At 62.3% G+C, this 26,773-nt stretch carries 21 protein-coding genes; 7 read left to right on the forward strand and 14 right to left on the reverse strand.

The genetic code is table 11. The annotated features are described in order from the left end of the window. Positions 1–37: 37 nt before the first annotated feature. From MOQ67_RS22140 to pap, 3 genes are all read right to left on the reverse strand, one after another. A complete protein-coding gene (locus tag MOQ67_RS22140) occupies positions 38–994 on the reverse strand; it encodes a DMT family transporter (protein ID WP_198717172.1) in 957 nt (318 codons plus the stop codon). 155 nt (positions 995–1,149) lie between these two features. Continuing rightward, a complete protein-coding gene (locus MOQ67_RS22145) occupies positions 1,150–2,334 on the reverse strand; it encodes a thiolase family protein (protein ID WP_198717173.1) in 1,185 nt (394 codons plus the stop codon). Positions 2,335–2,426: 92 nt separating this feature from the next. Further along, positions 2,427–3,944 carry a polyphosphate:AMP phosphotransferase gene (gene pap, locus MOQ67_RS22150; protein WP_198717174.1) on the reverse strand — a complete coding sequence of 506 codons (1,518 nt, stop codon included), beginning with the start codon at positions 3,942–3,944 and terminating at the stop codon, positions 2,427–2,429. Positions 3,945–4,085: 141 nt separating this feature from the next. Here pap and mnmC point away from each other — a divergent pair, with 141 nt between their 5' ends. Then, the gene (mnmC, locus tag MOQ67_RS22155) at positions 4,086–6,071 is read left to right on the forward strand and encodes a bifunctional tRNA (5-methylaminomethyl-2-thiouridine)(34)-methyltransferase MnmD/FAD-dependent 5-carboxymethylaminomethyl-2-thiouridine(34) oxidoreductase MnmC (protein ID WP_198717175.1); all 1,986 of its coding nucleotides are present in this window, start codon (positions 4,086–4,088) and stop codon (positions 6,069–6,071) included. Here the strand turns inward: mnmC and MOQ67_RS22160 are convergent. After that, positions 6,066–10,886 (reverse strand): NEL-type E3 ubiquitin ligase domain-containing protein, encoded by a 4,821-nt coding sequence (locus MOQ67_RS22160; protein WP_198717176.1) that lies wholly within the window; start codon positions 10,884–10,886, stop codon positions 6,066–6,068. The genes mnmC and MOQ67_RS22160 overlap by 6 nt on opposite strands. Before the next feature lie 309 nt (positions 10,887–11,195). Between MOQ67_RS22160 and MOQ67_RS22165 the strand changes: the two genes are divergently transcribed. From MOQ67_RS22165 to MOQ67_RS22180, 4 genes are all read left to right on the forward strand, one after another. Continuing rightward, a complete protein-coding gene (locus MOQ67_RS22165; protein ID WP_198717303.1) occupies positions 11,196–12,968 on the forward strand; it encodes an N-acetylglutaminylglutamine amidotransferase in 1,773 nt (590 codons plus the stop codon). A 3-nt stretch (positions 12,969–12,971) separates the two neighbouring features. Beyond that, a complete protein-coding gene (gene ngg, locus MOQ67_RS22170; RefSeq protein WP_198717302.1) occupies positions 12,972–14,717 on the forward strand; it encodes an N-acetylglutaminylglutamine synthetase in 1,746 nt (581 codons plus the stop codon). A 161-nt stretch (positions 14,718–14,878) separates the two neighbouring features. After that, complete coding sequence (locus tag MOQ67_RS22175) at positions 14,879–16,063, forward strand: osmoprotectant NAGGN system M42 family peptidase (protein WP_198717301.1); 1,185 nt, start codon at positions 14,879–14,881, stop codon at positions 16,061–16,063. A gap of 59 nt (positions 16,064–16,122) precedes the next feature. Further along, the gene (locus MOQ67_RS22180) at positions 16,123–16,350 is read left to right on the forward strand and encodes a YheU family protein (protein ID WP_003236706.1); all 228 of its coding nucleotides are present in this window, start codon (positions 16,123–16,125) and stop codon (positions 16,348–16,350) included. 9 nt (positions 16,351–16,359) lie between these two features. Here MOQ67_RS22180 and csrA read toward each other — a convergent pair whose 3' ends face one another. Then, a complete protein-coding gene (gene csrA, locus MOQ67_RS22185) occupies positions 16,360–16,563 on the reverse strand; it encodes a carbon storage regulator CsrA (RefSeq protein ID WP_198717300.1) in 204 nt (67 codons plus the stop codon). Positions 16,564–16,719: 156 nt separating this feature from the next. Continuing rightward, entirely contained in the window at positions 16,720–17,535 is an 816-nt protein-coding gene (locus MOQ67_RS22190) for an SDR family oxidoreductase (RefSeq protein ID WP_198717299.1), read from the reverse strand. Positions 17,536–17,866: 331 nt separating this feature from the next. On the opposite strand from MOQ67_RS22190, the gene MOQ67_RS22195 reads away from it, so the two are divergent. Next, positions 17,867–18,019, forward strand: coding sequence for a DUF3309 family protein (locus MOQ67_RS22195; RefSeq protein WP_198717298.1), 153 nt, complete (start codon positions 17,867–17,869; stop codon positions 18,017–18,019). Between the two features lie 55 nt (positions 18,020–18,074). Here MOQ67_RS22195 and MOQ67_RS22200 read toward each other — a convergent pair whose 3' ends face one another. The 5 genes from MOQ67_RS22200 to MOQ67_RS22220 all read right to left on the reverse strand — a co-directional run bounded on the left by MOQ67_RS22200 (position 18,075) and on the right by MOQ67_RS22220 (position 23,860). Further along, the gene (locus MOQ67_RS22200; RefSeq protein ID WP_198717297.1) at positions 18,075–20,162 is read right to left on the reverse strand and encodes an LTA synthase family protein; all 2,088 of its coding nucleotides are present in this window, start codon (positions 20,160–20,162) and stop codon (positions 18,075–18,077) included. Positions 20,163–20,574: 412 nt separating this feature from the next. After that, a complete protein-coding gene (locus MOQ67_RS22205; protein WP_198717296.1) occupies positions 20,575–20,766 on the reverse strand; it encodes a PLDc N-terminal domain-containing protein in 192 nt (63 codons plus the stop codon). A 68-nt stretch (positions 20,767–20,834) separates the two neighbouring features. Beyond that, entirely contained in the window at positions 20,835–21,365 is a 531-nt protein-coding gene (locus tag MOQ67_RS22210; RefSeq protein WP_198717295.1) for a hypothetical protein, read from the reverse strand. 41 nt (positions 21,366–21,406) lie between these two features. Further along, positions 21,407–21,922, reverse strand: coding sequence for an ankyrin repeat domain-containing protein (locus MOQ67_RS22215; RefSeq protein ID WP_198717294.1), 516 nt, complete (start codon positions 21,920–21,922; stop codon positions 21,407–21,409). A gap of 111 nt (positions 21,923–22,033) precedes the next feature. Further along, the gene (locus MOQ67_RS22220; RefSeq protein WP_198717293.1) at positions 22,034–23,860 is read right to left on the reverse strand and encodes a long-chain-acyl-CoA synthetase; all 1,827 of its coding nucleotides are present in this window, start codon (positions 23,858–23,860) and stop codon (positions 22,034–22,036) included. A 401-nt stretch (positions 23,861–24,261) separates the two neighbouring features. Between MOQ67_RS22220 and MOQ67_RS22225 the strand changes: the two genes are divergently transcribed. Beyond that, positions 24,262–24,540, forward strand: coding sequence for a DUF3509 domain-containing protein (locus tag MOQ67_RS22225; RefSeq protein ID WP_048721059.1), 279 nt, complete (start codon positions 24,262–24,264; stop codon positions 24,538–24,540). Positions 24,541–24,596: 56 nt separating this feature from the next. Here MOQ67_RS22225 and MOQ67_RS22230 read toward each other — a convergent pair whose 3' ends face one another. The 3 genes from MOQ67_RS22230 to MOQ67_RS22240 all read right to left on the reverse strand — a co-directional run bounded on the left by MOQ67_RS22230 (position 24,597) and on the right by MOQ67_RS22240 (position 26,764). Then, complete coding sequence (locus MOQ67_RS22230) at positions 24,597–24,863, reverse strand: response regulator transcription factor (RefSeq protein WP_198717292.1); 267 nt, start codon at positions 24,861–24,863, stop codon at positions 24,597–24,599. Positions 24,864–25,073: 210 nt separating this feature from the next. Beyond that, the gene (locus MOQ67_RS22235) at positions 25,074–25,604 is read right to left on the reverse strand and encodes an acireductone dioxygenase (RefSeq protein ID WP_198717291.1); all 531 of its coding nucleotides are present in this window, start codon (positions 25,602–25,604) and stop codon (positions 25,074–25,076) included. After that, positions 25,601–26,764, reverse strand: a complete 1,164-nt coding sequence (locus MOQ67_RS22240) for an MFS transporter (protein WP_198717290.1) — start codon at positions 26,762–26,764, stop codon at positions 25,601–25,603. The genes MOQ67_RS22235 and MOQ67_RS22240 overlap by 4 nt, the downstream gene beginning before the upstream one ends. Positions 26,765–26,773 lie beyond the last annotated feature (9 nt).

The following is a 26,773-nucleotide window of genomic DNA, read 5'->3' on the forward strand; positions in this document are numbered from 1 at the left end:
TAGGCCCGCGTACACCCGATAAAAACACCTGGGCCAATCAAGACGCCAACCGCGCCCGCCGCGCCTTGAGCCCCGCAAACAACGACGGCGCCAACGCCACCATCGCCGACCCCAACACCACCACCAACGCCCCCACATACCCCAGCGCATTGATCTGTTCAGCCTGCACAAAATCCGGCCACCACCACGCCGCCAAGGCCACTGCCACAAACGTCACCAACGGCGTCAGCGCCAGGGTCGCACTCACCCGCGAGGCTTCCCAATGGGCCAGGGCCTCGGCAAATGCGCCATAGGCCACCAGCGTGTTCATGCAGCACGCCAGCAGCAACCAGCCTTGCACCGGGCTCAGTTGCAGGGCCTCCAGCGGATGCGCCCAAGGCGTGAGCAACACAGCACACGACAGATAGATCACCATCATCACCTGCAACGAATTCCACACCGTCAGCAATTGCTTCTGGCCCAGGGCGTAGAACACCCAGATCGTGGTGGCGAGCAGGATCGTCAGCACCCCGGCGGTGTAAGTGCCCAAGGACGTCAGCAACTCCACCAGACGCTGGTTGAAGAACAGGCCAAAGCCGATGAGCAGCGCCACCAGGCCCAGCACCTGGCCCAGGCTGAAGCGCTCTTTAAATACAAACACGCTGGCGACCATCAGGAAGATCGGCCCCATCTGCACCACCAGTTGCGCCGTGCCGGGGCTGAGCATGTTCAGGCCTACCAGGTACAGCACGTAGTTGCCCACCAGGCCGCACACGGCCATTGCGACCAGCCAACCGCCGCGCGGCCCGAGCACGCGCACGCTGGGCAACCGCTTGACGGCGGCGAGATAGACGAACAGGCAACTGCCCGCGACCGTCAGGCGAAACCAGGTGACGGTAATCGGGTCCATCACTTGCAGCACTTGCTTGAGTTTGATCGGGAGAATGCCCCAGAGCAGCGCGGTCAGCAGGGTCAAGCAAAAGCCGTAGACCCAGCGGCCGGAAGAGATGTGCATGCGCGCCCCAGAAGCCAGAGGAAGTGGAACAGGCATTCTAGGGGCAAGGACACCGATTGGGATACGCCGCCATTCAAATGTGGGCTGGCTTGCCCGCGATAACGGAGTGTCAGCCAAACACCCGTTATCGCAGGCAAGCCAGCCCCACAACGGACTCAGCGCACAGCTTCGAACAGCCCGGTCGCCCCCATGCCGCCGCCCACGCACATGGTGACGACGCCATAGCGCAGATTACGCCGCTGCAACTCACGCACCAGGTGCCCGACTTGCCGCGAGCCGGTCATGCCGAACGGGTGGCCAATGGAGATCGAGCCGCCGTTGACGTTGTATTTGGCATTGTCGATTTCCAGGCGGTCGCGCGCATACAGGCATTGGGAGGCGAACGCTTCGTTGAGTTCCCACAGGTCGATATCCGCCACCTGCAAGCCCTTGGCCTTGAGCAACTTGGGCACCGAGAACACCGGGCCGATGCCCATCTCATCCGGCTCGCAACCGGCCACGGCAAAGCCACGGAAAAACGCCCTGGGCTTGAGCCCCAGCGCCAGGGCTTTGTCCAGGCTCATCACCAGCGTCATCGAGGCGCCGTCGGACAATTGCGAAGAGTTGCCCGCCGTCACCGAACCGTCTTCGGCAAACACCGGTTTCAAACCCTGGAGACTGGCCAGAGTGGTGTCCGGGCGATTGCAGTCGTCACGGTCGACCACGCCGTCGAGCACCTGCACCGCGCCGCTGTTCTTGTCCTCGACGGCGTACTTGACCGCCATCGGCACGATTTCATCGTTGAACAAACCATCGGCCTGGGCCTGGGCGGTGCGTTGCTGGCTTTGCAGGGCATACCGGTCCTGGTCCTCGCGGCTGACGTGATAGCGGCGCGCGACGATTTCGGCGGTCTGGCCCATGGGAAAATAGAGGCCCGGCACCTGTTCTTTGAGCAGCGGGTTGATCAGGTTGTCGGTGTTGACGCTTTTCATGGTCAGGCTGATGGACTCGACGCCGCCAGCGACAATGATATCGCTGCAGCCCGAGGCGATCTGATTGGCCGCGATGGCAATCGCCTGCAAGCCCGAGGAACAGAAACGGTTGAGGGTCATCCCTGCCGTGCCGGTGCCCAGTTGCGACAGCACCGCGACGTTGCGCCCGATGTTGTAGCCCTGGGCGCCCTCGTTGGAGCCCGCGCCGACGATGCAATCCTCCACCGTCGCCGGGTCGATGCCATTGCGCGTCAGCAGCGCGTTGACGCAATGAGCCGCCATGTCATCCGGCCGGGTCTGGTTGAACTTGCCGCGAAAGGATTTGGCCAGGCCGGTTCGCACGCTGTCGACGATCACTACTTCACGCATGGGGCTACCTCGATCTTGTCGTTGTTGGGAGATGGACCGAGGATAGATCCAGGCCTGCCCAACCGCGACGATCATTCACCCCGTCTATAGGCCTACTTCTTCTTGCCTTTCTGGTCGTGCTTGTCGGACTTGGCGAACGCCTCTTCCAGCGCCAGGTTGATGGTGCGCAACACCTTGACCCGCGCCCAGCGCTTGTCATTGGCTTCGACCAGGGTCCACGGTGAAACCTCGGTGCTGGTGCGGTCGACCATATCGCCCACGGCGGCACGGTATTGATCCCACTTATCGCGGTTGCGCCAGTCGTCGTCGGTGATCTTGAAGCGTTTGAACGGGATCGCTTCGCGGGCCTGGAAGCGCTCCAGTTGGGTCTGCTTGTCGATGGCCAGCCAGAACTTGACCACGATCACCCCGGCATCGCGCAGTTGCTCTTCGAAATCGTTGATCTCGCCATAGGCGCGCATCGAGTCCATCGGCGTGCAGAAGCCTTCGATGCGCTCCACCAGCACCCGGCCGTACCAGGAACGGTCAAACACGGTGAACATGCCCCGCGCCGGAATCTGCCGCCAGAAGCGCCACAGGTAAGGCTGCGCGCGCTCGTCTTCAGTGGGTGCGGCGATCGGCACGATTCGGTACTGACGAGGGTCGAGGGCCGCGGCGACCCGGCGGATCGCGCCCCCTTTGCCGGCCGCATCGTTGCCTTCGAAGACCGTGATCAACGCGTGCTTGCGCATGCGCTTATCGCGCATCAGGCCGGAAAGACGCGCCTGCTCGGTGATCAATTGCTCTTCGTAATCGTCTTTTTCCAGGCTCAGGGTCATGTCCAGACTGTTGAGCAGGCTCACTTGATCCACGGCCGCCGGCAACGGCGCCGGGTTCATGCCGCTGACTTTGCCCTTGGGCTGCCTCAGGGCGTTTTGCAGGCCTTCGAGCAGAATCTTGCCCACCGTGAGGCTGCGATAATTGCTGTCGACCCCTTCGATCACATGCCAGGGCGCGTAGTCGCGGCTGGTGCGGCGCAGGATGCGTTCGCCGAAGTGGACGAACTTGTCATAGGTCTTGGACTGCTGCCAGTCCAGCGGGCTGATCCGCCAACTGTGCAGCGGGTCGTCGGCCAAGGCCTTGAGCCGCGCTTTCATCTGTTTCTTGGACAGGTGAAACCAGAACTTGAAGATCACCGCGCCTTCGTCGCAGAACATCTTCTCCAGGCGCTCAGCGCCGGCGATGCCCTGATCGAGCCGCGCGTCCTTGATATCGCCCTGCACGCGGCTTTGCAGCATCTGGCTGTACCAGTTGCCGAAGAAGACCCCCATGCGGCCTTTCGCGGGCAACTGCCGCCAGTATCGCCAGGCTGGCGGGTGGGCCAGCTCTTCGTCGGTCTGCTGGTCGAAGGTGCGCACCTCGATCAGGCGCGGGTCCATCCATTCGTTGAGCAGCTTGACCGTCTCGCCCTTGCCGGCGCCTTCGACGCCGTTGATCAGGATGATCACCGGAAAACGTTTCTGCTGTTGCAGCTCGAACTGCACTTCCAGCAAGGCTTCGCGCAGGGCCGGTACTTCGGCGTCGTAAGTGTCTTTGTCGATGGCATGACCGATTTCAGCGGATTCGAACATGAGCAGCTCCGTTTCAAGATCGCTCAAGACTAGCGGATTGGGCAGCAACACGCGGCAGGAAATTCCACGCTCGCTTGCCATGGATCAATTCATTGCCGGTTGATCGGCTAGAATGGCCGCCTTGCCTTTGCCGAGTCGCCCATGAACCCTGTAACCCACGCCCAGCTCGACTGGGATGACCAAGGTCGCCCGCACTCGCGGGTCTTCGACGATGTGTACTTTTCCGACCAGTCGGGCCTTGAAGAAACGCGCTATGTGTTCCTCGAACAGAACCGTTTGCAGGCACGGTTTGCGGCCTTGCCGGCGGGCGGGCGCCTGGTGATCGGCGAAACCGGGTTCGGCACCGGGCTGAACTTTCTCTGCGCCTGGCAACTGTTCGAGCAACACGCGGTGGCCGGTGCACGCCTGCATTTTATCAGCGTGGAAAAGTACCCGCTGAGCCACGCCGACCTGCAACGCGCCCTGCTGCTCTGGCCGCAACTGCAGCCGTTCGCCGCGCAATTGCTGGCGCAGTACATCGCCATCCACCCAGGCTTCCAGCGCCTGGTGCTGGATAACGGCCGCGTGACCTTGACCCTGCTGATCGGCGACGCCCTGGAGCAGTTGCCGCAGTTGGATGCGCAGATCGACGCGTGGTTTCTCGACGGTTTCGCCCCGGCGAAAAACCCGGACATGTGGACCGCCGAGCTGTTTGCCGAACTGGCACGCCTGGCGGCCCCGGGGTCGACCATCAGCACCTTCACCAGCACCGGCTGGGTGCGACGCCTGATCAATGCCGCCGGGTTCAAGATGAAGCGCACGCCGGGCATTGGGCATAAATGGGAAATCCTGCGCGGTGAATTCCTCGGCTGGCCGGTCGAGACGCCGTTGCCTGCCGCGAGCAAACCGTGGTTCGCGCGCCCGGCGCCGCTGCACGGCGAACGCAGCGCCCTGGTGATCGGCGGCGGCCTGGCCGGCTGCACCACGGCGGCCAGCCTCGCCGCACGCGGCTGGAACGTCAGCCTGCTGGAGCGCCACGCCACCCTGGCCGAGGAAGCCTCGGGCAACCCGCAAGGGGTGCTGTACCTCAAGTTGTCGGCCCATGGCACGGCCCTTTCGCAATTGATTTTGAGCGGGTTCGGCCACACCCGGCGCCTGCTCGAACACCTGCACCGAGGCGTCGACTGGGACGGTTGCGGCGTGCTGCAACTGGCGTTCAACGCCAAGGAAGCCGAGCGCCAGGCCCAGTTGGCTGCGGCGTTTGCCCCAGGCCTGCTGCATCCGTTGGACCAGGCCCAGGCCCAAGCGCGCGCCGGTGTGGCGCTGGAACACGGCGGGCTGTTTTTCCCCGAGGGCGGCTGGGTACATCCGCCGGCCTTATGCGAATGGCAAGCCCGGCACCCGTTGATCAACGTGCTGACGCATCACGAGGCCCTTGAGTTGCAACGGGTCGACGGGCAATGGCAAGCCCTGGCCGGCAACACCCTGCTGGCCAGCGCCACGGTGGTGGTGCTGGCCGGCGCGGCCGAGATCAAGCGGTTCCCGTTCAGCGCCGAGCTGCCCCTCAAGCGCATTCGCGGGCAAATCACCCGCCTGGCGCAAACCCCAGACAGCCAGGCGCTGGCCACCGTGGTCTGTGCCGAAGGCTATGTGGCCCCGGCGCGCCTCGGCGAACACACCCTGGGTGCCAGCTTCGACTTCAAGAGTGACGACCTGGCGCCGACAGTCGCCGAGCATGTCGGCAACCTGGAGATGCTGCGGGAAATCTCCGTCGACCTGGCCCACCGCTTGAACGCCGACACACTGGCCGCCGATCAACTCGAAGGGCGCGCCGCGTTCCGCTGCACCAGCCCGGACTACTTGCCGATTGTCGGGCCGCTGGCCGATCACGCCCTCTTCGACCAGGCCTATGCCGCGCTGCGCAAGGATGCCCGCCAGGTCCCCGAGGCCGCCTGCCCGTGGCTCGACGGCGTGTACATCAACAGCGGCCACGGCTCACGCGGCCTGGTGACCGCGCCGCTGTGCGCTGAATTGCTGGCGGCCTGGCTGGACGATGAACCCTTGCCGCTGCCCAAAAGCGTGGCCGACGCCTGCCATCCGAATCGATTTGCCTTGCGTGCATTGATCCGCGGCACGGGCGGGTCATAACAACGGCAGCGGGCAGGCGGTCAGCGCGCCGGGCTTGAGCGCCTCTACGGTCTGACGCCGGATCTCGGCGGACTCAACCTGGTTCCGCTCCTGCAAAATCACGTTCATCTGCTCGCGGTAGTCGGTATCGCTCAACGTCTCGCCCTGATCAAACACCGCCTGCATCCGTTCGTCGAACGGCGCGGTCAAGCGCCCGAGCGACACACTGTTGGCCTTCTTCAAATAGCCGGTCCACACCGGCAGTTCGACCAGGTAATTCAACAACTCGGATGATTCCTCGGCCGCCCGCACCTGGTCAGCGGCAGCCCTCAAGTGCAAGGGTTTGACCTCACTCAAGCTCTCGAAACGCATATCTCGGGGTTGGCCCGGCAAGTCAAACGTGTCGGCCAAGCCTTTTCGAAAGGCCAGGCTCACCTCCAGCGGGTCGGCGCTGGGGTGTTCGTCGCTGTGCTTGCGGGCAAAACGCTCAAGCCGGTCGAGCCGAAACAATCCCCGACTTAAATGCAGCAGCGGTTCGGCGGTCAACTGACCGCCCTCGACGGCTTTCGAGGCCTCGTGAATATGCGTCAGCACCTCCAGATTGCTGAAACTCGCGGCCGCGGCATCGTCACAATTGAGCGGCGTGGCGGCGCGGTCAAAGACCTCCTGGCGCAAGGCGGCATCGTGTTCGGCCGACTCCAGCACCCACCACACGCGCCGGCTCATGTCCTCACGGACCGTGTTGGTATCGGCGGCGCCCCCCAGCCCGGCCAGTAGATGGAACAGCCCATCGGAGCCCGGTTCCGCCTTGAGCGCGCTCCAGGTGGCCTGTTTGCTGGTGAACAGCGTGCCCACGTCCTTCAACCAGAGCTCCTGCGCCCTTTGCTCGGTCATACGGGCAATATCATCTTCCAGAAAGCCCATGCCCACACCGACACGGCTTCGGTAGCGACTCAGCAACTGCCGACTGGCAGCATCCAGGGGGTTGCCCCCAAGGTTAAGCGTGCGCGCAACCCCGCGCGGGACATCGGCCAGCCATTGAGGCAACGCCGTGATTCGATTGCCACGCAGGTCCACCGTCTCCAGGTACGGTGGCCTGCGCAGACCGCCCGGCAGTTCCCTGAGCGAGCAGCTATTGAGGAACAATGTGCGCAGATCCAACATCCGCCCCACCGTCGGCGCGTTCAGCAGCGGGTTGTTATTCAGGTCCAGTAGCCGCAGTTCGGTCAAGCCCGCCAGGGTCGTGCGGGACGCCTCGGTCAGTTGCAACTGGTTGTCGCTCAGGTACAAGCGCTGCAACCCGGGCATCTGCTCCAGCGTCTGCGGCAGGTCGGTCAGTGTGTTGCCCATCAGGTCGAGCGTCTGCAGGCCCTTGAAGTGCTCAAGGAACTGCGCAACGTCATTGTTGAGCGCCATGTGCTTGAGCGACAGCACTCGAACATGGGCGAAATCAACTTCGGCTAGCAACTGAGGCAACGGGCCAGCCACCATGCCGTCCAACTTCAGGCCAAATACCTGCGCCTCTTCATTGGGCAGCAGCGTCTTGCGTTTCCAACTGCGCTCAATGGACTTCATGACCGATTGGCGCGCCGAGCGAAAATCCTTCCGGGCAGAACGGGACATACCTTTGGTCGCCGCCTTGTCGTCATACCAGCGCTTCAACGTCAGCAGCAGCACCTTGAGTTGGCCTTCCAGCCCTTTGACCGCCTTGGCGCGCGACACGTGATCCGGGCCCAGGTCGTGCAGCAACCAGCCGAGCTGGCGTGAGTCGAGCTTGGGGTAGAGCTTGCGCCCCTTGCGCATCAACGCGGCCGGCTGCGTCGGCGGATCTTGCCGTACCGCCTGAATGCACGCCAACGCCGGCTTGGGCTGCGGGCGCTGCGGCCAGAGGTAACGCGCCAGCGTCTTGCGCTCCGCTTGCGCCCTGGCCAGCAGCTCATGGCGCAAGAACGCGCCGCGCTGCGCACTCGTCAGTTTCAGCGTGGCCAGTTGATCGGTCGACAACGTATCCGTCAGGGCCTGGTAAAACCCCTCCTCGCCGGAAGCGAGCGGGGCCAACGCCTTGCCTTGCCCATCAAATGCCTGACAGCCCCGGGCCGTTGTCACGACGGTGCGGCGCAACGCCGCGTCCGGCGCGCCCTGTTGCGCAATCAGCTCGCCCGTGAGCGTTTCGCGGCGCACTTGCAGCGACATCGCCTGCGGCCAATCGGGCACTCGCGCCAGCAGCCCGACAGCCAGCCGCTGGGTGGCTTCGCTGCCTTGGCGCGGCCAGTACAAACCACTGAACGCCTGATCTTCTTCAAGCAGTTGCAACGCCTCGCGGGTCTGTTGCGCCAACGCCAGCGGCACCCGACCGGACTCACGCAACCGCCCGAGTTCCACGCTCGGTGTCTTGGACAGCAGCTCCCAGGCGATGCGATTGGGCAAGCGCGGATAGCGCGACTTGAGCAAGCCATGATCGCTGTGAGTGATCACCTCGGCGTCCTGATACAGCTGCTCGCACACCTGCCGATGAGTGAGATCGAGCGAGGCGAGCAAGCGTCGTTTCAAGGTCGCCTCAGCCGCGTCAGGTTCAACCACGCCGCCGAGCAATGTCTGGGTTTCATCGGCGTCCAGCGCGGCGAGCAGCGTTGGTATGACCTCGCCGTCTTCCAACTGTCGCTCGGTGATGTGGATGCTCATGTCTTCATAATTGAAGGGGGCTACGTCCGGGTAGCGCCCGAGCAGGTTGCCCTCACGGCTCAACACCTCGAAGTAGCGCCCGCTGGGCCAATCGGCCATATGCGGCAAGGCGAACATCTGGGTGCGTGCCGTACTGGTATCCAACTGTGCCTGATGTTCAAGCTGCCAAGTCAGGTCACGCACTTTTTGCTCTTGTATGAAACGCACCACACCGTCCCTGAAGCGCTCCGGCAATGGCAGGTTTTCCGCCGCCAGGTAGCGCAACTCGGACAACGACAGGTCGGCAATGTGCGCAATCTCGTTCAAGCGCTCATCGCTCAGCGCACCCAGCGCGGGATGCAAGCGTTTGATGATGTAGGACCGGTTTTCCCACTCTTCGGGCCGCTCCCACTCAAACCGCCAACCGCCCATGGAATTGTGCTCAAGCACCGGACGATAGGCCTCGCCGCGCTGTGGGTGCAGGGCGCGCCACTGCTTGGTGCCGGCGTCGAAGACCATCGAATACACCCCGCCTTCGATCTTGACGTAGAACCTCCCGTTGACCTGATACACACCCGCGCCGTTGGCCACGCTGCCGGCGATCACTTCCGGGGGCTGACGATAGGCCTGGGCCCGACGCCGCCATAACCCCGTGCTGTCGTCGGGCCGCTTGACGGCCTCCATGCTGTCAAAAAAATCCACCGGCCGGGTGATCAGGCGCTTGGCTGCGCTGAACACCTTTGCACCTGCCGCAAACAGAGCCATCCCCGCGATGCTTTCAGCCACGTTGACCAAATGCCCGAGCGCCTCGGCTTTTTCACGATGATTCCAGTCGTCAGTGCCCTCAAACACTTCGCCCAGTAACTGGCCGATGCCGACCCCCATCATCAAGGCCCCCAACCCCGGCACCACAAAACCGGCGACGTTGAGCACGGTCAAGCCGGCGTCCAGGTAGTTCTGCAGGCGCTTCCGGCGCGCGTCTTCATCCGCCTGCGCCGTGGGCACCGCCAACAGGTGCGCGTCGAGCAGCAGCTTGCCGGTGCCGACGTTGAAAAAGAACCTCGACAGGTTGCCCGTCTCCGCCACCGGTTCCAGACGCGCCAGGGTTCGGCTACGGTCAAATCGCTGGAAAAAATCGAAGCGTTCCGACTCGTCCAGGTAGCCGGTAAAGAAGCGCCGATAGGTCTGCACCTGGAGCTTGAGCGTCAGGTACTGTTTGAAGTCATCCAGCGACGGGTACTCGTACCAGGGGCGTATCGGTTCATTGGGCATGTACAGCACCACCGGGCCCGAGGAAAAACCATCTGTCGAGGCGTGGGCCAACACCATCACGCCCCACACGCAGCTCCCGCCGATATTCAGCCCCTGCCAGACCAGCGGCTTACCGTGAAACAGCAGATGCTGCATCTGCTCGGCGGGGGCATCCGCCTTGATCAGCGCCTGCAGCACCGTGTAGGTCGACTGGCTGATATCGCCCTTGGCATACGCGAGGTGCAGATCGGTCTGCATGTCCATGCACCTGGCTTGCCCCAGGGTCGAGACGGTTGGGTTGTAACTGCGCGCAGCCGCCGCTGAGTTGCCCGAAGCCGGCAGATTGAACACCTCCCGCAGATGCCGTTGATAGGCGGCACCGAGGTCCAGCTCCCGGCAGTAGCCCACGAAGGTTTCGGCGCTGAGGCCTTCAATGACCGCCTGCCCCGCACGAATGACCGAGCCCTGCTCCATCCCGCCGGGCTCGGCAAACGCCTGCGGGAAGTTCTGCATGGCCGCCTGCAGCAGGCTGTGTCGCTCAGTCTTGATGACCTCGATCGCCGGGCCGACCGGGGCTTTCATTTTGAAAGAACGCTGAGGCACATCCAGCGTGTCGCGCTCGATATCCAACGACGCATGCCCCTTGCCCGCCAGAAACGCCTTCAGCCGCTCGGCGCAAAAAACCTTGAGCGGTTTGACCCGCGCCAACAGGCGCGCCGCTCGTTCGTGAGGGTGCTGGCTGTGTTCATGGGCGTTTTGCAGGGCCTGGCGCGTCTGGCTATCGGCGTCTATCCACCAGGCGGGCAACGTCTCTTGCAGCACCTGGGCTTTGTCCAGGTCCGCGGTAATTTCCAACAGCGCGGCGGTGACTTGTTCTTGCGTCACCGGCGCGGCGGTTTGAGCTGAATCCTGTGATTCGGCCATCGGTAGCCTTCCTTATCGCGTTGAGTAATGACGCTCAACGATAAGCCCGACGCCTGCGGCGAATGACGCAAAAACCGGGGCGGTTGCCCCACCAAACCGCGCAAAATTTGTATGTTTACCAGCCCTATTTACCGCCCGCGAATCCGCCGCCACGCGCGGCGCAGGGTCGCGCCCGAGCAGTCAAGGCTGTTTGCCTTATAACAGATTGTTCTAAAACTCCGTTGATTTGCCCGTGTCAGTTTCTGGGTACGCGCCCTTTGGGCGTATTGAGTGTTGAACCTCCCCAACGGAAAAACCGGTAAGGAATTTATGTGCGGATTAGCTGGAGAACTACGTTTCGATGCCCAACCTGCCGACCTGGCTGCGATTGAGCGCATCACCCACCACTTGGCCCCACGCGGCCCCGATGCCTGGGGCTTCCATGCCCAAGGGCCGATTGCCCTGGGCCATCGGCGCCTGAAAATCATGGACCTGTCGGACGGTTCTGCCCAACCGATGGTCGATGCGCAGCTGGGTTTGTCCCTGGCCTTCAACGGCGCGATCTATAACTTCCCGGAACTGCGCCAGGAGCTGGAAGCCTTGGGCTACGCCTTCTATTCCGGCGGCGACACCGAGGTGCTGCTCAAGGGCTACCACGCCTGGGGCGAAGCCCTGCTGCCCAAGCTCAACGGCATGTTTGCGTTTGCCATCTGGGAGCGCGATGCCCAGCGTCTGTTTATTGCTCGTGACCGTCTCGGCGTGAAGCCGCTGTACCTGTCGCGCACCGGCCAGCGCCTGCGCTTTGCCTCGACGTTGCCGGCGCTGCTCAAGGGCGGCGATATCAACCCGATCCTCGATCCGGTGGCGCTCAACCATTACCTGAACTTCCACGCCGTGGTGCCCGCGCCGCGCACGCTGCTGGCCGGCATCGAGAAACTGCCGCCGGCCAGTTGGATACGTATCGACGCCCACGGCAACACCGAGCAGAAAACCTGGTGGACCCTGCCTTACGGCCCGCGTGAGGATGAGCAGCACCTGACCCTCGAAGACTGGACCGACCGCGTACTCGACAGCACCCGCGCAGCCGTAGCCATCCGCCAACGCGCCGCCGTGGATGTGGGCGTGCTGCTGTCCGGCGGCGTCGACTCGAGCCTGCTCGTCGGCCTGCTGCGGGAGGTCGGCGTGCAGGACCTGTCGACCTTCTCCATCGGTTTTGAAGACGCCGGCGGCGAACGCGGCGACGAGTTCCAGTACTCGGACCTGATCGCCAAGCACTACGGCACCCGTCACCACCAACTGCGCATTGCCGAGGGCGAGATCATCGAGCAACTGCCGGCCGCGTTCCGCGCCATGAGCGAGCCGATGGTCAGCCACGACTGCATCGCCTTTTACCTGCTGTCGCGGGAAGTGGCCAAGCACTGCAAAGTGGTGCAAAGCGGCCAGGGCGCCGACGAGCTGTTCGCCGGCTACCACTGGTACCCGCCAGTGGACGGCGCCAGCGATCCGTATGCGGCGTACCGCGAGGCGTTTTTCGACCGCAGCTACGACGACTACGCGGCCACCGTCGCGCCGAAATGGCTGACCGCCAATGACGCCGCCGGCGACTTCGTGCGCGAGCATTTCGCGATGCCGGGCGCGGACGCCGCCGTGGACAAGGCCCTGCGCCTGGACAGCACGGTGATGCTGGTGGACGACCCGGTCAAACGCGTCGACAACATGACCATGGCCTGGGGCCTGGAAGCGCGCACACCGTTTCTCGACTACCGCCTGGTGGAACTGTCGGCCCGCGTACCGGGCAAATTCAAATTGCCCGACGGCGGCAAGCAGGTCCTCAAGGAAGCGGCGCGTCGGGTCATCCCGAGTGAAGTCATCGACCGCAAGAAGGGTTACTTCCCGGTGCCCGGCCTCAAGCATTTGCAGGGCGATACCTTGAACTGGGTCCGCGATTTGCTGCTGGACCCGAGCCAGGACCGCGGCCTGTTCAATCCGGCCATGCTCGACCGCCTGCTCACCGACCCACACGGTCAACTCACCCCGCTGCGCGGCTCCAAGCTGTGGCAACTGGCGGCGCTGAACCTGTGGCTCAGCGAACAAGGAATCTGATCGATGAAACCTCTCGCAGCGGCTTACAGCCAACGCTTGCTCAAGGGCCAGGCGCCGACCTACGAGCGCCTGCAAGCACGCCTGGCCGAAGACGGCAGCCCACTGGCCGCCGAGCCGATCGCGGTGCATTGCGGCTGGGGCCGGTTGTTGATCGGCCACACGTTTCCCGACCCGGCCAGCCTCGCCGAGGAGCTGCTCAACGAGCAGGCCGGCGAGCGCGACATCGCGCTGTACGTGGCCGCGCCCCAGCAGATCCTGGGGATCGATCCGCAGCAACTGTTCCTCGACCCGTCCGACACGTTGCGCTTGTGGTTCTCTGACTATCGTCCGTCGACCCGCGTGTTTCGTGGCTTCCGTATTCGCCGCGTGCAGACCGAGGCCGATTGGCAAGCGGTCAACCAGCTCTATCAGGGACGCGGCATGCTGCCGGTTGACGCCGCACGCCTGACGCCCCGCCACGCGGGCGGCCCGGTGTATTGGCTGGCCGAGGACGAAGACAGCGGCGCGGTGATCGGCAGCGTGATGGGCCTCAACCATCAGAAAGCCTTCCACGACCCGGAACACGGTTGCAGCCTGTGGTGCCTGGCGGTCGACCCACACTGCACCCGCCCCGGCGTCGGCGAAGTGCTGGTGCGCCACCTGGTGGAACACTTCATGAGCCGTGGCCTGAGCTACCTGGACCTGTCGGTGCTGCACGACAACCGCCAGGCCAAGAGCCTGTACGCCAAGCTCGGCTTTCGTGCCTTGACCACCTTTGCGATCAAGCGCAAGAACGGCATCAACCAGCCGCTGTTCCTCGGCCCTGGCCCGCAGGCGGGGTTCAACCCCTACGCCCGGATCATCGTCGAAGAAGCCCATCGTCGTGGCATCGACGTACACGTGGACGACGCCGATGCCGGCCTGTTCACCCTCAGCCATGGCGGCCGACGCGTGCGCTGCCGTGAATCGTTGAGCGACCTGACCAGCGCCATCAGCATGACCTTGTGCCAGGACAAAAGCCTGACCCACAAGGTGCTCAACGCCGCCGGGTTGAAACTGCCGGCGCAACAACGGGCAGGCAGCGCCGATGACAACCTGGAGTTCCTCGACGAACACCAGCGCATCGTGGTCAAACCGCTCGATGGCGAACAAGGCCAAGGCGTGGCGGTGGATCTGCAGACCATCGAAGAGGTGCAACAGGCGATTGAAGCGGCGCGCCAGTTCGACAGCCGGGTCTTGCTCGAAAGCTTCCACGAAGGCCTGGACCTGCGCATCCTGGTGATCGGCTTCGAAGTAGTCGCCGCAGCGATCCGCCGCCCGGCCGAAGTGATCGGTGACGGCCAGCATTCCATCCGCGCCCTGATCGAGGCGCAAAGCCGTCGTCGCCAGGCCGCCACCGACGGTGAAAGCAAAATCCCCCTGGACGCCGAAACCGAGCGCACCCTGCACGCGGCCGGTTATGACTACTCCAGCATCCTGCCCAGCGGCGTGCAGTTGGCCGTGCGCCGAACCGCCAACCTGCACACCGGCGGCTGCCTGGAAGACGTCACCGGCATCCTCCATCCGACGCTGGTCGACGCCGCCGTGCGCGCCGCGCGTGCCCTCGACATCCCGATGGTCGGCCTCGACCTGATGGTGCCGGCGGCCGATCAAGCGGAGTACGTGTTTATCGAAGCCAACGAACGGGCCGGGCTGGCCAATCATGAGCCGCAGCCGACAGCGGAGCGGTTTGTGGATTTGTTGTTTCCGCACAGTCAGCCAAGCGCTTGAAAGATGTATTGCCTGGAGCGGCGCTATCGCGGGCAAGCCCGCTCCCACAGGTGACCGCATTCCAAATGTAGGAGCGGACTTGCCCGCGCTGAAGCCAGCCCCGCCACCGCCGCTAACCCCTCATCGAAACCATCGATGCCCTCACCCCATCAGGAGTTTCCATGACCCGAACCCTCCCCGAACCGGATCTCAACTACCTGCAAAAAGTGCTGCTGGAAATGCTCGCCATTCCCAGCCCGACCGGCTTTACCGACACCATCGTGCGCTATGTCGCCGAGCGCCTGGAAGAACTCGGCATCCCCTTTGAAATGACCCGCCGTGGCACCATCCGCGCCACCCTCAAGGGCCAGAAAAACAGCCCCGACCGCGCGGTGTCGGCGCACTTGGACACCATCGGCGCCGCCGTGCGTGCGATCAAAGACAACGGCCGCCTGACACTCGCCCCGGTCGGCTGCTGGTCGAGCCGCTTTGCCGAAGGCAGCCGCGTCAGCCTGTTCACCGACAACGGCGTGATCCGTGGCAGCGTGTTGCCGCTGATGGCCTCCGGGCATGCGTTCAACACCGCCGTGGATGAGATGCCGGTGAGTTGGGACCATGTCGAGCTGCGTCTGGACGCGTACTGCGCCACCCGCGCCGATTGCGATTCCCTGGGGATCGGCATCGGTGACTATGTGGCGTTCGACCCGCTGCCCGAGTTCACCGAGAGCGGGCATATCAGCGCGCGTCACCTCGATGACAAGGCCGGCGTCGCCGCCCTGCTCGCCGCTCTCAAGGCGATCATCGACAGCGGCGAACCCTTGCTGATCGACTGCCACCCGCTGTTCACCATCACCGAGGAAACCGGCAGTGGCGCGGCGGCCGCCCTGCCCTGGGACGTGAGTGAGTTCGTCGGCATCGACATCGCCCCGGTCGCCCCCGGCCAGCATTCCAGCGAACATGCCGTCAGCGTGGCGATGCAGGATTCCGGCGGGCCGTATGACTATCACCTGTCGCGCCACCTGCTGCGCCTGGCGACGGATAACGAACTGCCGGTACGCCGCGATCTGTTTCGTTATTACTTCAGCGATGCGCACTCGGCGGTCACCGCCGGCCACGACATTCGCACTGCTTTGCTGGCGTTTGGTTGCGATGCGACCCATGGCTATGAACGCACCCACATCGACAGCCTCGCGGCGCTGAGCCGTTTGTTGGCGGCTTACATTCTCAGCCCGCCGGTGTTCGCCAGCGACGCGCAACCGGCGCAGGGTTCACTGGATCGGTTCAGTCATCAGCTCGAGCACGAGACCCAGATGGAGAGCGACACCCGCGTGCCGTCGGTGGACAGCCTGGTCGGCCAGAAGTCCTGACACTGGCAACAACGGTCCCGGCGCAGTAGCATCGCCGGGACTTAACCCCAGAGGCTTGTATGCTGATTCCCTACGACGCACTTGAAGTCGACACCCTGACCCGCCTCATCGAAGACTTCGTGACCCGCGACGGCACCGACAATGGCGACGACACGCCCCTGGAAACCCGCGTACTGCGCGTGCGCCAGGCACTGACCAAGGGCCAGGCATTGATCGTATTCGACCCCGACAGCGAGCAATGCCAGTTGATGCTCAAACACGACGTGCCCAAGCATCTGTTCGACTGAAATGGCAGTTCAGGGGTTGGGCACCAGCACCGGATGAGTCGCGGCGCCCTGGCGTTCGACGATCTTCTGGTACACCTCGGCGCGATGGACCTGCACCCCGGCGGGGGCTTCGACCCCGAATTTCACCTGGGAACCGTTGAGTTCGAGAATGTGCAAGGCGATGTCATCGCCGATGGAAATGATTTCGCCTACGGCACGGCTTAAGACCAGCATGGCGGTTGTCCTTTTCGAGTGACAGGACCCCGACCTTGCGCGCTTGGGTGATGCTCAGCAATGACTTGCGGTCGAATCAGGCATCACCTACAGCAGTAGGTAATTTGCCTGACAGACCACATGATTTTTTTGCGCAGAGCCCGATCAAGAAACCGATCAGCCCTTAATCGCCTGGGCTTTGGCGCGCATCTTGTCAGCCATCACGGTCATCTCGTCATACAGCAACTGCGGGTTCTTCTGCTTCAACGCCCAGGCCATTCGCCCTTGCTCGTGGGGCAGGATCATGAACTCACCCTCAGCCACCCGCTGGTAAATGTAATCCGCGATATCGGCCGCCGAAATCGGCGAGCTTTCCAGCAACTTGCCCACCTGCGCCTTCATAGCCGGGGTCGGCCCACGGAATGAGTCCAACAGGTTGGTCTGGAAGAACGACGGGCACACCACGTGAACCCCGACTTCCTGCTGCTTGAGCTCCACCAGCAAACTCTCCGACAACGCCACCACACCCGCCTTGGCCACGTTGTAGTTGCTCATGGCCGGCCCTTGCATCAGCGCCGCCATTGAGGCGATGTTGATGATGCGGCCTTTGCTCTTTTCCAGCAGCGGCAGGAACGCCTTGCAGCCCTTGACCACACCCATCAGGTTGATTGCGATCTGCCAGTCCCAGTCTTCCAGGGACAGTTCGGCGAAGAACCCGCCAGAGGCCACGCCAGCATTGTTGACGATTACATCGATGCCGCCCAGCTTGACCTCGCAGGCCTGGGCAAAGGCGGTGAGCTGGCTGTAGTCGCGCACATCGCAACGCTGGATAAACCCATCGCCGCCCGCCTCGCGCACTCGCTTGAGGGTCTCTTGCAAGCCCGGCTCGCTGACATCCGACAAGGCCAACTGCCAACCCTCGCGGGCCCAGCGCAGCGCGATTTCGCGACCCAGTCCGGACCCGGCACCGGTGATCATCATGCGATTTTGCATAGGAAAATAGCCTTGTGGTTCACGGAAGAAGTGATCGGCAGTGTAGCGAAGGTTTTTCCTACACCCACGCACCATCCAATTGATGAATGCCCTGAGCAAACCGCGGGACGGGTCGGATGCCATGGCCTGGCCTAAGTTCAATCTTTTTCAACTAAGCGCAGGCATTTGTCGGCGCGTTAAAAGAAATAAGTGCGTTTCCAAAATGCTTTAAAAAAACACGGAATTTTCTGCGAAGCGGCACAGTCGGAGTTGTTAAGGCGTCCGCAATTAAACCGGTGGGCCTAATGTTAAACAACCAGTCCTTGCACAAGGCCTATAAGGAAATACAACTATGAGCCTCATTTTAATCATCATCCTGATTCTCCTGCTGGTCGGCGGTTTGCCGGTGTTCCCGCACTCCCGTAGCTGGGGTTATGGGCCGTCGGGTATTCTCGGTGCCGTCCTGGTGGTGCTGCTGATCCTGTTGTTACTCGGCAAGATATAAACGCCGGGCAAAAAAAAGAGGCCTTCATGAAGGCCTCTTTTTTATTGCCGGGCGATTAGTCCGGCTTACCGTCGACAACACCGGCGGTGTTATCCAGCAAACTTTTGGTCGCGGTCTGCAGGAACGATTCGAGCTTCTGTTTCAGCCCAGCCTCGTCCGGCGATTCCGCGATCACTTTACCGGTCGGCTCGGCGCCCAGTTCGTATTGCCACAGTTTCGCTGGCATTTCCTTAGGCAATACCAGCACGCGGTCGCCGGTGACCAACGCCACGGTCTGATCGCTGCCCGAAGGTTTGATCACGCCGAAGCCCTTGTCGCCTTCCGGCAGGTTGAGCAGGTCACGGCCCCAGCACTGGTGCAGGGTGTCGCCACCGAGACGGCCCATGATGGTCGGTACGATGTCGATCTGGGTGCCCACGGTGTGGTCACGCTCGCCGAACTTCTCTTGCATGCCCGGTGCAATCATCAGCATTGGCACGTTGAAGCGACCCAGGTCCATCTCGGTGATCTGCTGCTCGTTACCGAAACCGTGGTCGCCCACGATCACAAACAGGGTTTCCTTGAAGTACGGCTCCTTGCGGGCCTTTTCAAAGAACTGGCCCAGGGCCCAGTCGGAGTAGCGCATCGCCGTCAAATGCTCGTTGAGGCTGCCACGGTCGGTGACTTTCTCCACCGGCAACGGGGTCGGCAAGGCATACGGCGTGTGGTTGGACAGGGTTTGCAGCAGGGCGTAGAACGGTTTGCCGCCTTCACGCGCTTTCAGTTCTTCCAGGCCACGGTTGAACATGTCCTGGTCGGACACGCCCCACGTCGGATCGGAGAACACCGGGTCGACAAAGTCGTTGCGGCCGATGAAGTTGGTCATGCCCTGGTTGCTGAAGAAGCCCGACTGGTTGTCCCAGGCGAAATCGCCGTTGTAGACATACACGTCGTCAAACTTGCGCGCACTGAGCAACTGCGGCAGGCCCGACAGCTTGTGGCTGCCTTCCGGGGTCTGCATCAGGTACTCGAACCCCGGCAGGTTCGGGAAGCACGCCATGGTGGCAAACATACCCTGGTGGGTGTGAGTGCCGTTGGAGAAGAAGCGGTCGAACAGCAGGCCTTCCTTGGACAGTTTGTCGAAGTACGGCGTGATATTGCCCGGACGCCCCAGGGCGCCCACCGAGTGACCGGCGAAGCTCTCCATCAGGATGACCACGACGTTCTTGATCGGCAGGGTTTTCTCGGCCGGTGGCGTGAAATCACGGCGCACGGCGGCGGTGTCGGTATCCACCAGCTTCTCTTGCGGCAGCACCAGCATGTCGCGCACGGTCTGGGTGGCCAGCGGTTGTTCGAGGGTGGCCTTCCAGATGTTGGTGCGGTCTTCGGAGAAGCGCGACTTGGCTGCGGCGATCAGCGACAACGTGCCATTGAGGCCCAACTGGTTGGCGAAGTTCGAATCGGTGGTATAGACGTCACCCCAACGCAGCGGCGGGCCCTGGCGCAGGGTGCCGCGAGCGGCGACCACGGCGACCAGCAGGCACACCACAAACACCGCGATCCGCGAATACCACGGCGCCACTTGGCGGGTGCCAATGGTGCCGCCGCTGAACGGGCCGCGTGGGCGCGTCGCGCGGTCGGCGCCCTTGAAGGCCATGCTCAGGATCAGCGTGCCCACGGCCCAGGCGAGCAGGTAGCGCACCACCGGGAAACCGTACCAGAGCATGCTCATCACGGTTTTCGGGTCTTCCTTTACGTATTGGAAGACCAGGCCGTTGAGGCGCTGGTGGAATTCGCGGTAGAAGTCCATCTCCATCAGGCCCAGGAACAGCGCGATGCTGGAGGCCAGGGTCAGCCAGAAACGGAAGAACCCGCGCGCGGCCATGGCCCGCACACTGAACAGTGCCAGCAGCAAGGGGATCACCAGGTACACCACCAGGCGAATGTCCAGGCGCAGGCCGTTGGCGAACGCTTCCAGGAAGGTCGAGGCCGGTGTGTCGAGGATCATCTCGCGGTTGTACGCCAGCAGCGCCAGGCGCAGCAGGGAGAACATCACCATCATGACCAGTGCGCAAAGCAGCGTGTATGCCAGATGGGATTTGACGGTCGGTTGCAGCAGGCGATTAGAAGCTCGCTGCTGATTCAGGGCGTCCGGGTTTGCCATGTCGTTTCAGGACCCATTGGAAGTTTAAGTTGCGAAAGAGTGCAGTGGCGTCCGACCCTCGCCCAGGCTGGCTGGGGTAGGCGGTAAACGCGGTGGCGCAAATGGTGCCCGATCACTGCCGGCAACGCTATTAATTACTGAACGCGTGCCGCAATCCTGCCGCTGACGGAGCGTGAGATAGAGCCGTTGCGGGGAGATAAAGCCGGCGAATTGTCTTGGATGAGATGTGAAAATTTCGTACAGCGAATATTTCGACACACAATATCAAGGCATTCGTTGAAACCATTGTGGGAGGGGGCTTGCCCCCGATAGCGGTGGTTCAGCCACTGTTGTAACGACTGATACACCGCTATCGGGGGCAAGCCCCCTCCCACATTTTCCGTGCCCGCTTCTGCTTGAGTGAAGCTGGAGCTCAGAAGCGCATGTTGCCCCGTGGCCCGGCGATCGCCCAGATGATCAGGCCCAGGACCGGCAGCAGCAGGATCAACAGAATCCACAGCACCTTGGCACCGGTGCTTGCGCCACTTTTGAACACATTGATGATCGCCCAGATATCCAGCGCGAGGATGATCAGCCCGACCAGACCGTTGAAAGTGGAACCCATGGTGTCGCTCCTAAGTGAGGGCATGCCCTTGTAGGATAGCCAGCCCTGGCAGGGGGTTCCGTTTTATTTCAGACGTGGACCGCGACCCGCAGCGCTTCCAGGGACGGTTCGCCCTTGATGCCAACTTCGGCGCACAGTTCCAGCACGCGCGGCAGGTCGTTGCCGTACACCAGCACGGCCTGGATCTCGTCGTCCAGTGGCTGGCTGAAGTTCAGCAACACATAACCACCGTCTTCCGGGCTGAGGGCACTCATCTGGATCTGGATACGATTGAGCGCGGTGAGGGCTTCGGTCTTGGCCAGTTGCTTGGGCTTGAGGTTAAACGCCACGCCGGGGCCGAACGATGCAACGATCTGCGTAAACAGGTCGCCATAGGTGTCGGCCTGGAACAGCACGGTGTCCGGCAGGCTGCCGACCACTACCCACTCGCCCAACGGAATCGAGAACGTATCGTCGTAGTTGATGTCCGGGTTTGCCGCCAGAAACGCCACAGGGTCGGCGTAGGCCTGCGCCGCTTCTTCGGCGATGCGTGCCACCTCGTCGTCGCCCATGACGCCGGCGCTGATTTTACGGATGAGTTCGACGAGGGCGTTTTTCATGAAAGGGTCCTGTGGCGGGCTGGTTTTTGAGGGCGCGTAGCCTACACCAGTTTCTGCAACTGCGCCGCCGTATCCACCGCGCCCATGGTCTGTGCCGCTGCCAATGCCGTGGCGCCCTGGGCGTCGATCGCCTTGGGGTTGGCGCCCTGGCTGAGCAGGTAGTCGAGCATTTCGACGCGGTTGAACATCGCCGCCATCATCAATGCCGTGCGCCCGTCCGAGGATGACGCGTCAACCGGCGCGCCGCCTTCGATCAGCGCCTTGACCACGGGCAAATGGCCCTTGAACGCCGCACCGGCCATCGGCAGTTGATGCTTGTCATTGGCGATCTGCGGGTCAGCCTTGAATTCCAGCAGCACTTTTACCGCGTCGGCGTGGCCGTGATAAGCGGCCAGCATCAGCAAGGTGTCGCCATTGTGGTTACGCAGGTTGGCTGGTAAGCCCTTGGCCAGCAGCGCGGCCATCAGGGCGGCATCGCCTCTGCGCGCGACGTCGAAGACCTGCTCGGCAAATTCGGCGGCTTCGTCGTCAGTCATTTGTTTGGCGTGGTCCGACATGTGGGGGCTCCTTGTCTGGTAAGGCTTGGGGTACTGAAGCGTAGGCGCCCAGTGTCGCGAGGGAGTTCCCCACTGTCATGGTTTTTTTGTCGAAAGCGGCCATAGGCAGAATCAATAGCGGAACTGACCGCCCTGGATCTGCGCAAGCAACTGGCCGGTAACGGGCACGTAACTGTCCGAACCGGGCAACCAGGCGTACACCGGGTCGTTGCCCGCCTTGTCCGGGTCGAACGCTTCCTCCTTGAGCCGCACTTTCTGGTACTTGAACGTACCCGTTGTCTCCATCTTCATCTTGATCCGCAGGAACAGCGGCACCGCATAGTGCGGCAACTGGCCATGGGCGAATTGCAGCAACTCGCGCATATCCAGGGCGGCCAGGGATTCGCTGGGGGTGATGGCGACCATGCCGGCGCGGCCATTGGTGTTTTCGATCTCGACGCCGTAGGCCACCACTTCGGCGATCTGCGGGTGTTGCAGCAGGATGTTCTCGACCTCGGTGGTGGAGACGTTTTCACCTTTCCAGCGATAGGTGTCCCCCAGGCGATCGACAAATTGCGCATGGCCAAAACCGATGCTGCGCAGCAGATCGCCGGTATTGAAGTAACGGTCGCCCTTTTCGAACACGTCGGTCAGCACCACCTTGCGGTTCTTTTCCGGGTCGGTGTAGCCGTCGAACGGCGCCTTTTCGTCGATCTTGGCCAGCAGCAGGCCCTGCCCGCCCGTTGGCACCTTGCGCATGAAGCCATCGGCGCCACGCAGTGGCTCACCGCTGTCGTGGGCGTAGTCCACCAGCGCCCAGTGCTGCAGGCAGAAGCCGATGGTGTTGTCGAAATTCAACACATTGGTGAAGCCGATATTGCCGTCACTCGCGGCATACAGCTCACAGATATGCTCGACGCCAAAGCGTTGCTTGAACTGCGCCCATACGCCGGGCCGCAGGCCATTGCCGACCATCTTGGTCACGCGGTTGTCACGATCCTGGACGTTGGCGGGTTGGTCGAGCAAGTAACGGCACAACTCACCGACATAACCCAGGGTGGTGGCGTTGAACTTGCGCACATCGTCCCAGAACTGGCTGGCGCTGAATTTGCGGCGAATCGCAAACCCCGACGCGCCGACAATCGCCGAGCCCCAGCACACGCAAAGGCCAGTGGCGTGGTACAGCGGCAAGGTGCAATACAGGACGTCGGCGGGACCCATGTCGAGGGCGATGCTGCCGAAGCTGACGGCGGTTTTGGTCCAGCGGCCATGTTTCATGATGCCGGCCTTGGGCAAGCCGGTGGTGCCGGAGGTGTAGATATAGAAGCATGGGTCGTTGAAAAAGATCTGCCGGGAGCTGGCCAGGTTGTCCACCGCGCACTCGGCACTGGCGGCCATCAGGTCGACATAGCCAGCAGGCACGGCGCTGCTGTGTTGATCCGCGACAAACCAGGTGCGGTCCGTCTCGATCGCCACTTGCTCGCGCACCGCCGTGTAGGCCGCCACCAATTCCGCCCCCACCACAATCGCCACCGGGTTGACCAGATTCAGGCTGTGAACCAGCGCCGCCTGGGTTTGCGCGGTATTGAGCATGGCGCAGATGCCGCCCAGCTTGGCCACGGCCAGCACGTTGAGCAGCAATTCGGGGCGATTTTCAATAAACAACGCCACTACATCGCCTTTGCGGATGCCCTGGCGGTGCAAGTGATGGGCGATGCGGTTCGCACGCTGATTGGCGTCGCGGTAACTAAGCACGCTGTCGCCATACAACAACGCAGCGCCGTCAGGGTTGCGCAGGGTCGCTTGCTCGAAATGCCAGCCCAGGCCACAGGGCTGCGCGGGGTCGGTGACATTGGCGGCACGCATGCCGCGGACTACCCGAGGCAAGGCCCGGACGATGGCGGGCACCTTACGCAGCAGCATGCTCCAGGTAATCATGTCGTTTTGCGGAGGGTTCATAGAGGAACGTCCTTTTTCTTATTCTTCGTGGAGACCAGAAGCTCCGGCACTTTTGTAGGCAGCAAGCCACATGCTCACGGGAAAATACGCCAGCCGTTCTTAGGCTGTACACGCGGGATTTGAAATGTTTTGTATCCCGGGCCGGCAACAGGCAACCGACAAACAGGGAATTTAGCGACACATCCACAGTCCTTATGAGTAACGATGCGCCCGCCTGACCGGATCGAATAGCGCAAAATGCAGGATGCATGATGGCCACTCATGCAAATTGCACGAAATCAAAAATCTCAATTTTTCACAACTGATTGATTTTTAAAGACTTATTGTAAAGTAGTGAGGTGGCACAATCACTGCACCTATCACTCCATGCTTGCCAACTTGAGCCAACGGAGCTGATAGACATGAGCCTGATCCAAGATAAATTCGCCTCAGTATTTTCCCAATACGACGTCACCACTCAGCCACGCCCGGACGGCGGTATCCTGTTGACCCTGCGCAACAGCGAAGGTAAGCAGGTCAAGCGTTCGATCTCCTACCAGCAATTGCACACGGCCGATCAACTCACCTGGGTAATCAGCGCCATTCGCCGCGACCTGGCCGAACAAGCCAGCGACCTGCCGCAGATTTCGATGCTGCAAAGCCAGAACCGCTTTGCCCTGCCGACTTACCACTCGGCATAAGCCACCCATAAAAAAGGGCCGCGACGCCATTAAGCGTCGCGGCCTTTTTTATGAACTCAACACAAGCCCAAGCGGGCCGCTTCATTCATCGCTTGTACACGATTGTTGACTTGTAACTTGCCGTAGATGTTACGTAGGTGGAATTTCACTGCGGCTTGGGACGTTTCACGAATCCGGCTGATTTCCCAGATCGTCTTGCCTTCGGAGGCCCAGCGCAAGATCTCCAACTCGGTCCGGGTCAGGGGCTTGCCGGACAGGGCCAGACGCTTTCTGGCATCGATGGGCACGCTGAACGGCGTACCTGACGCCTCTGGATCACTCATCGCTTTCTCTCCTTCTTATTGGTTGATGCTTATCGCCTTTCGGATTCCTCCTATTGACAGGCGATATAAACATTGAGGCCGGAGAGAGTTACATAATGCAGAGCGTTAGAGCGTAAGGCCGGTGATAAACAGCCAGGCCTTACAGGTAAATAGGCCTTTTCCCACAACAAATTCCAACTTGCCGGGGTTGAACATTCAAGTCGATTAAGACTAGTCATCCATCCCTGGAAAACCGGCAGCGATATCGTCCCCGGTGAACTCAGACACCCCACCGTTTGCCGTATGGGACAGGCGCAACATCACAAAATGTGGGTTCTCGCCCATATCGAACCAATGAGGCATGCCGGCCGGGATCACCAACAGGTCATTTTTCTCACAGCGCACGCCGTACACATAGTCGCCAATGTGCAAGGCAACCAGGCCTTGGCCGGCGATGAAAAAGCGCACGTCATCTTCGCTGCAACGGCGCTCGGCGAGGAACTGATCGCGCAATGCCGCCTTCTGCGCAGGATCGCCGGGGACACGCAGCACGTCGACGCTGGCATAGCCGAGGGCGTCGATCTGCGGCCGGTACGCTGCGATCATGGCGGCGTCGTCCGCGCCTTTTTCAATAACGGCGGGCTGCCAGCGCTCGAATCGCACGCCGTGCTCGGCCAGGGTCGACACGACATCCTCGAAGTGGGTCAGGACTTTGTTCGGGGTATCCGGTGTGGAGACGTGGTAAACAGCTACATAACTCATAGGACAGTTCCTTGGTTCTGCTCGTGCAATCGAAAGCCGATGATAAGGGCGGCGGCCAGGGCCGCAACGCTGGCGATACTGAAGGTCAGGGCCGGCCCCAACAGGTTCCAGCTGTAACCGGAATACAACGCACCCAGCGCGCCGCCGGTGCCGGCCAAGGCCGCGTATAACGCCTGGCCCTGGCCTTGTTGGCGGGGGCCGAAGCTGCGTTGCACAAAGGCAATCGCCGCCGCATGAAAGCTGCCGAAGGTGGCCGCGTGCATCACCTGCGCCAACAGCAGCACCCAGAAAAATTCCGCGAACGCGCCCAGCAACAACCAGCGCAGCGCCGCCAACAGGAAACTCGCCATTAACACCCGGCGCAGCGAAAAGCGCGTGAGGATGCGGCTCATGCCCAGGAACATCAACACTTCCGCCACCACCCCGAGGGCCCACAGCATGCCGATCACGCCACGGCTGTAGCCCAAGTGTTCCAGGTGCAGGGTGAGAAAGGTGTAATACGGGCCATGGCTCATTTGCATCAACGCCACGCAGGCATAAAACGCCAGGACGCCGGGGCTGCGCAACTGCTTGAGGAAGCCTTCGCCGGCCAGGCGCGGGCCGTGGTTCGCCGGCTGCGCATTCGGCACCCACAGGCTGGCAGCAATGATCCCGGCCATGATCACCACGACCACTACCGGGTAAATATCCAGGCTCAGCCAGTCGAACAGGCGACCCATGATCACCACCGTGAGGATGAACCCGATGGAGCCCCACAGGCGGATCTGGCTATAACGCGAGGTCTGCTGGTGCAGGTGGGCCAGGGTGATCACTTCAAACTGCGGCAGCACCGCATGCCAGAAGAACGCATGCAGGGCCATGACCAGGGCCAGCCAGGCGTAGGTCTTGCTGACGAAAATCAGCGCAAAACTCACCAGGGTACACACCGCGCCAAAGCGCACGATGGCCAGGCGCCGGCCAGTGTAGTCGCCCAGCCAGCCCCACAGATTGGGGGCCACGCAGCGCATCAGCATGGGGATGGCCACCAGCTCGCCGATACGCGCGCTGGAGAACCCCAGGTGATCGAAGTACAGCGCCAGGAACGGCGCCGTTGCCCCCAGCAGGGCGAAGTAAAAGAGGTAGAAGCTGGAGAGTCGCCAGTACGGGAGGGCTGGCGTCATGCAAGGGGC

It is taken from the genome of Pseudomonas sp. LY-1, from assembly GCF_053502595.1.

Bases quoted from the DNA above. Each gene is read 5' to 3' on its own strand.
- MOQ67_RS22140 (WP_198717172.1), bottom strand. From the start codon at position 994: ATGCACATCTCTTCCGGCCGCTGGGTCTACGGCTTTTGCTTGACCCTG.
- MOQ67_RS22145 (WP_198717173.1), bottom strand. From the start codon at position 2,334: ATGCGTGAAGTAGTGATCGTCGACAGCGTGCGAACCGGCCTGGCCAAA.
- pap (WP_198717174.1), bottom strand. From the start codon at position 3,944: ATGTTCGAATCCGCTGAAATCGGTCATGCCATCGACAAAGACACTTAC.
- mnmC (WP_198717175.1), top strand. From the start codon at position 4,086: ATGAACCCTGTAACCCACGCCCAGCTCGACTGGGATGACCAAGGTCGC.
- MOQ67_RS22160 (WP_198717176.1), bottom strand. From the start codon at position 10,886: ATGGCCGAATCACAGGATTCAGCTCAAACCGCCGCGCCGGTGACGCAA.
- MOQ67_RS22165 (WP_198717303.1), top strand. From the start codon at position 11,196: ATGTGCGGATTAGCTGGAGAACTACGTTTCGATGCCCAACCTGCCGAC.
- ngg (WP_198717302.1), top strand. From the start codon at position 12,972: ATGAAACCTCTCGCAGCGGCTTACAGCCAACGCTTGCTCAAGGGCCAG.
- MOQ67_RS22175 (WP_198717301.1), top strand. From the start codon at position 14,879: ATGACCCGAACCCTCCCCGAACCGGATCTCAACTACCTGCAAAAAGTG.
- MOQ67_RS22180 (WP_003236706.1), top strand. From the start codon at position 16,123: ATGCTGATTCCCTACGACGCACTTGAAGTCGACACCCTGACCCGCCTC.
- csrA (WP_198717300.1), bottom strand. From the start codon at position 16,563: ATGCTGGTCTTAAGCCGTGCCGTAGGCGAAATCATTTCCATCGGCGAT.
- MOQ67_RS22190 (WP_198717299.1), bottom strand. From the start codon at position 17,535: ATGCAAAATCGCATGATGATCACCGGTGCCGGGTCCGGACTGGGTCGC.
- MOQ67_RS22195 (WP_198717298.1), top strand. From the start codon at position 17,867: ATGAGCCTCATTTTAATCATCATCCTGATTCTCCTGCTGGTCGGCGGT.
- MOQ67_RS22200 (WP_198717297.1), bottom strand. From the start codon at position 20,162: ATGGCAAACCCGGACGCCCTGAATCAGCAGCGAGCTTCTAATCGCCTG.
- MOQ67_RS22205 (WP_198717296.1), bottom strand. From the start codon at position 20,766: ATGGGTTCCACTTTCAACGGTCTGGTCGGGCTGATCATCCTCGCGCTG.
- MOQ67_RS22210 (WP_198717295.1), bottom strand. From the start codon at position 21,365: ATGAAAAACGCCCTCGTCGAACTCATCCGTAAAATCAGCGCCGGCGTC.
- MOQ67_RS22215 (WP_198717294.1), bottom strand. From the start codon at position 21,922: ATGTCGGACCACGCCAAACAAATGACTGACGACGAAGCCGCCGAATTT.
- MOQ67_RS22220 (WP_198717293.1), bottom strand. From the start codon at position 23,860: ATGAACCCTCCGCAAAACGACATGATTACCTGGAGCATGCTGCTGCGT.
- MOQ67_RS22225 (WP_048721059.1), top strand. From the start codon at position 24,262: ATGAGCCTGATCCAAGATAAATTCGCCTCAGTATTTTCCCAATACGAC.
- MOQ67_RS22230 (WP_198717292.1), bottom strand. From the start codon at position 24,863: ATGAGTGATCCAGAGGCGTCAGGTACGCCGTTCAGCGTGCCCATCGAT.
- MOQ67_RS22235 (WP_198717291.1), bottom strand. From the start codon at position 25,604: ATGAGTTATGTAGCTGTTTACCACGTCTCCACACCGGATACCCCGAAC.
- MOQ67_RS22240 (WP_198717290.1), bottom strand. From the start codon at position 26,764: ATGACGCCAGCCCTCCCGTACTGGCGACTCTCCAGCTTCTACCTCTTT.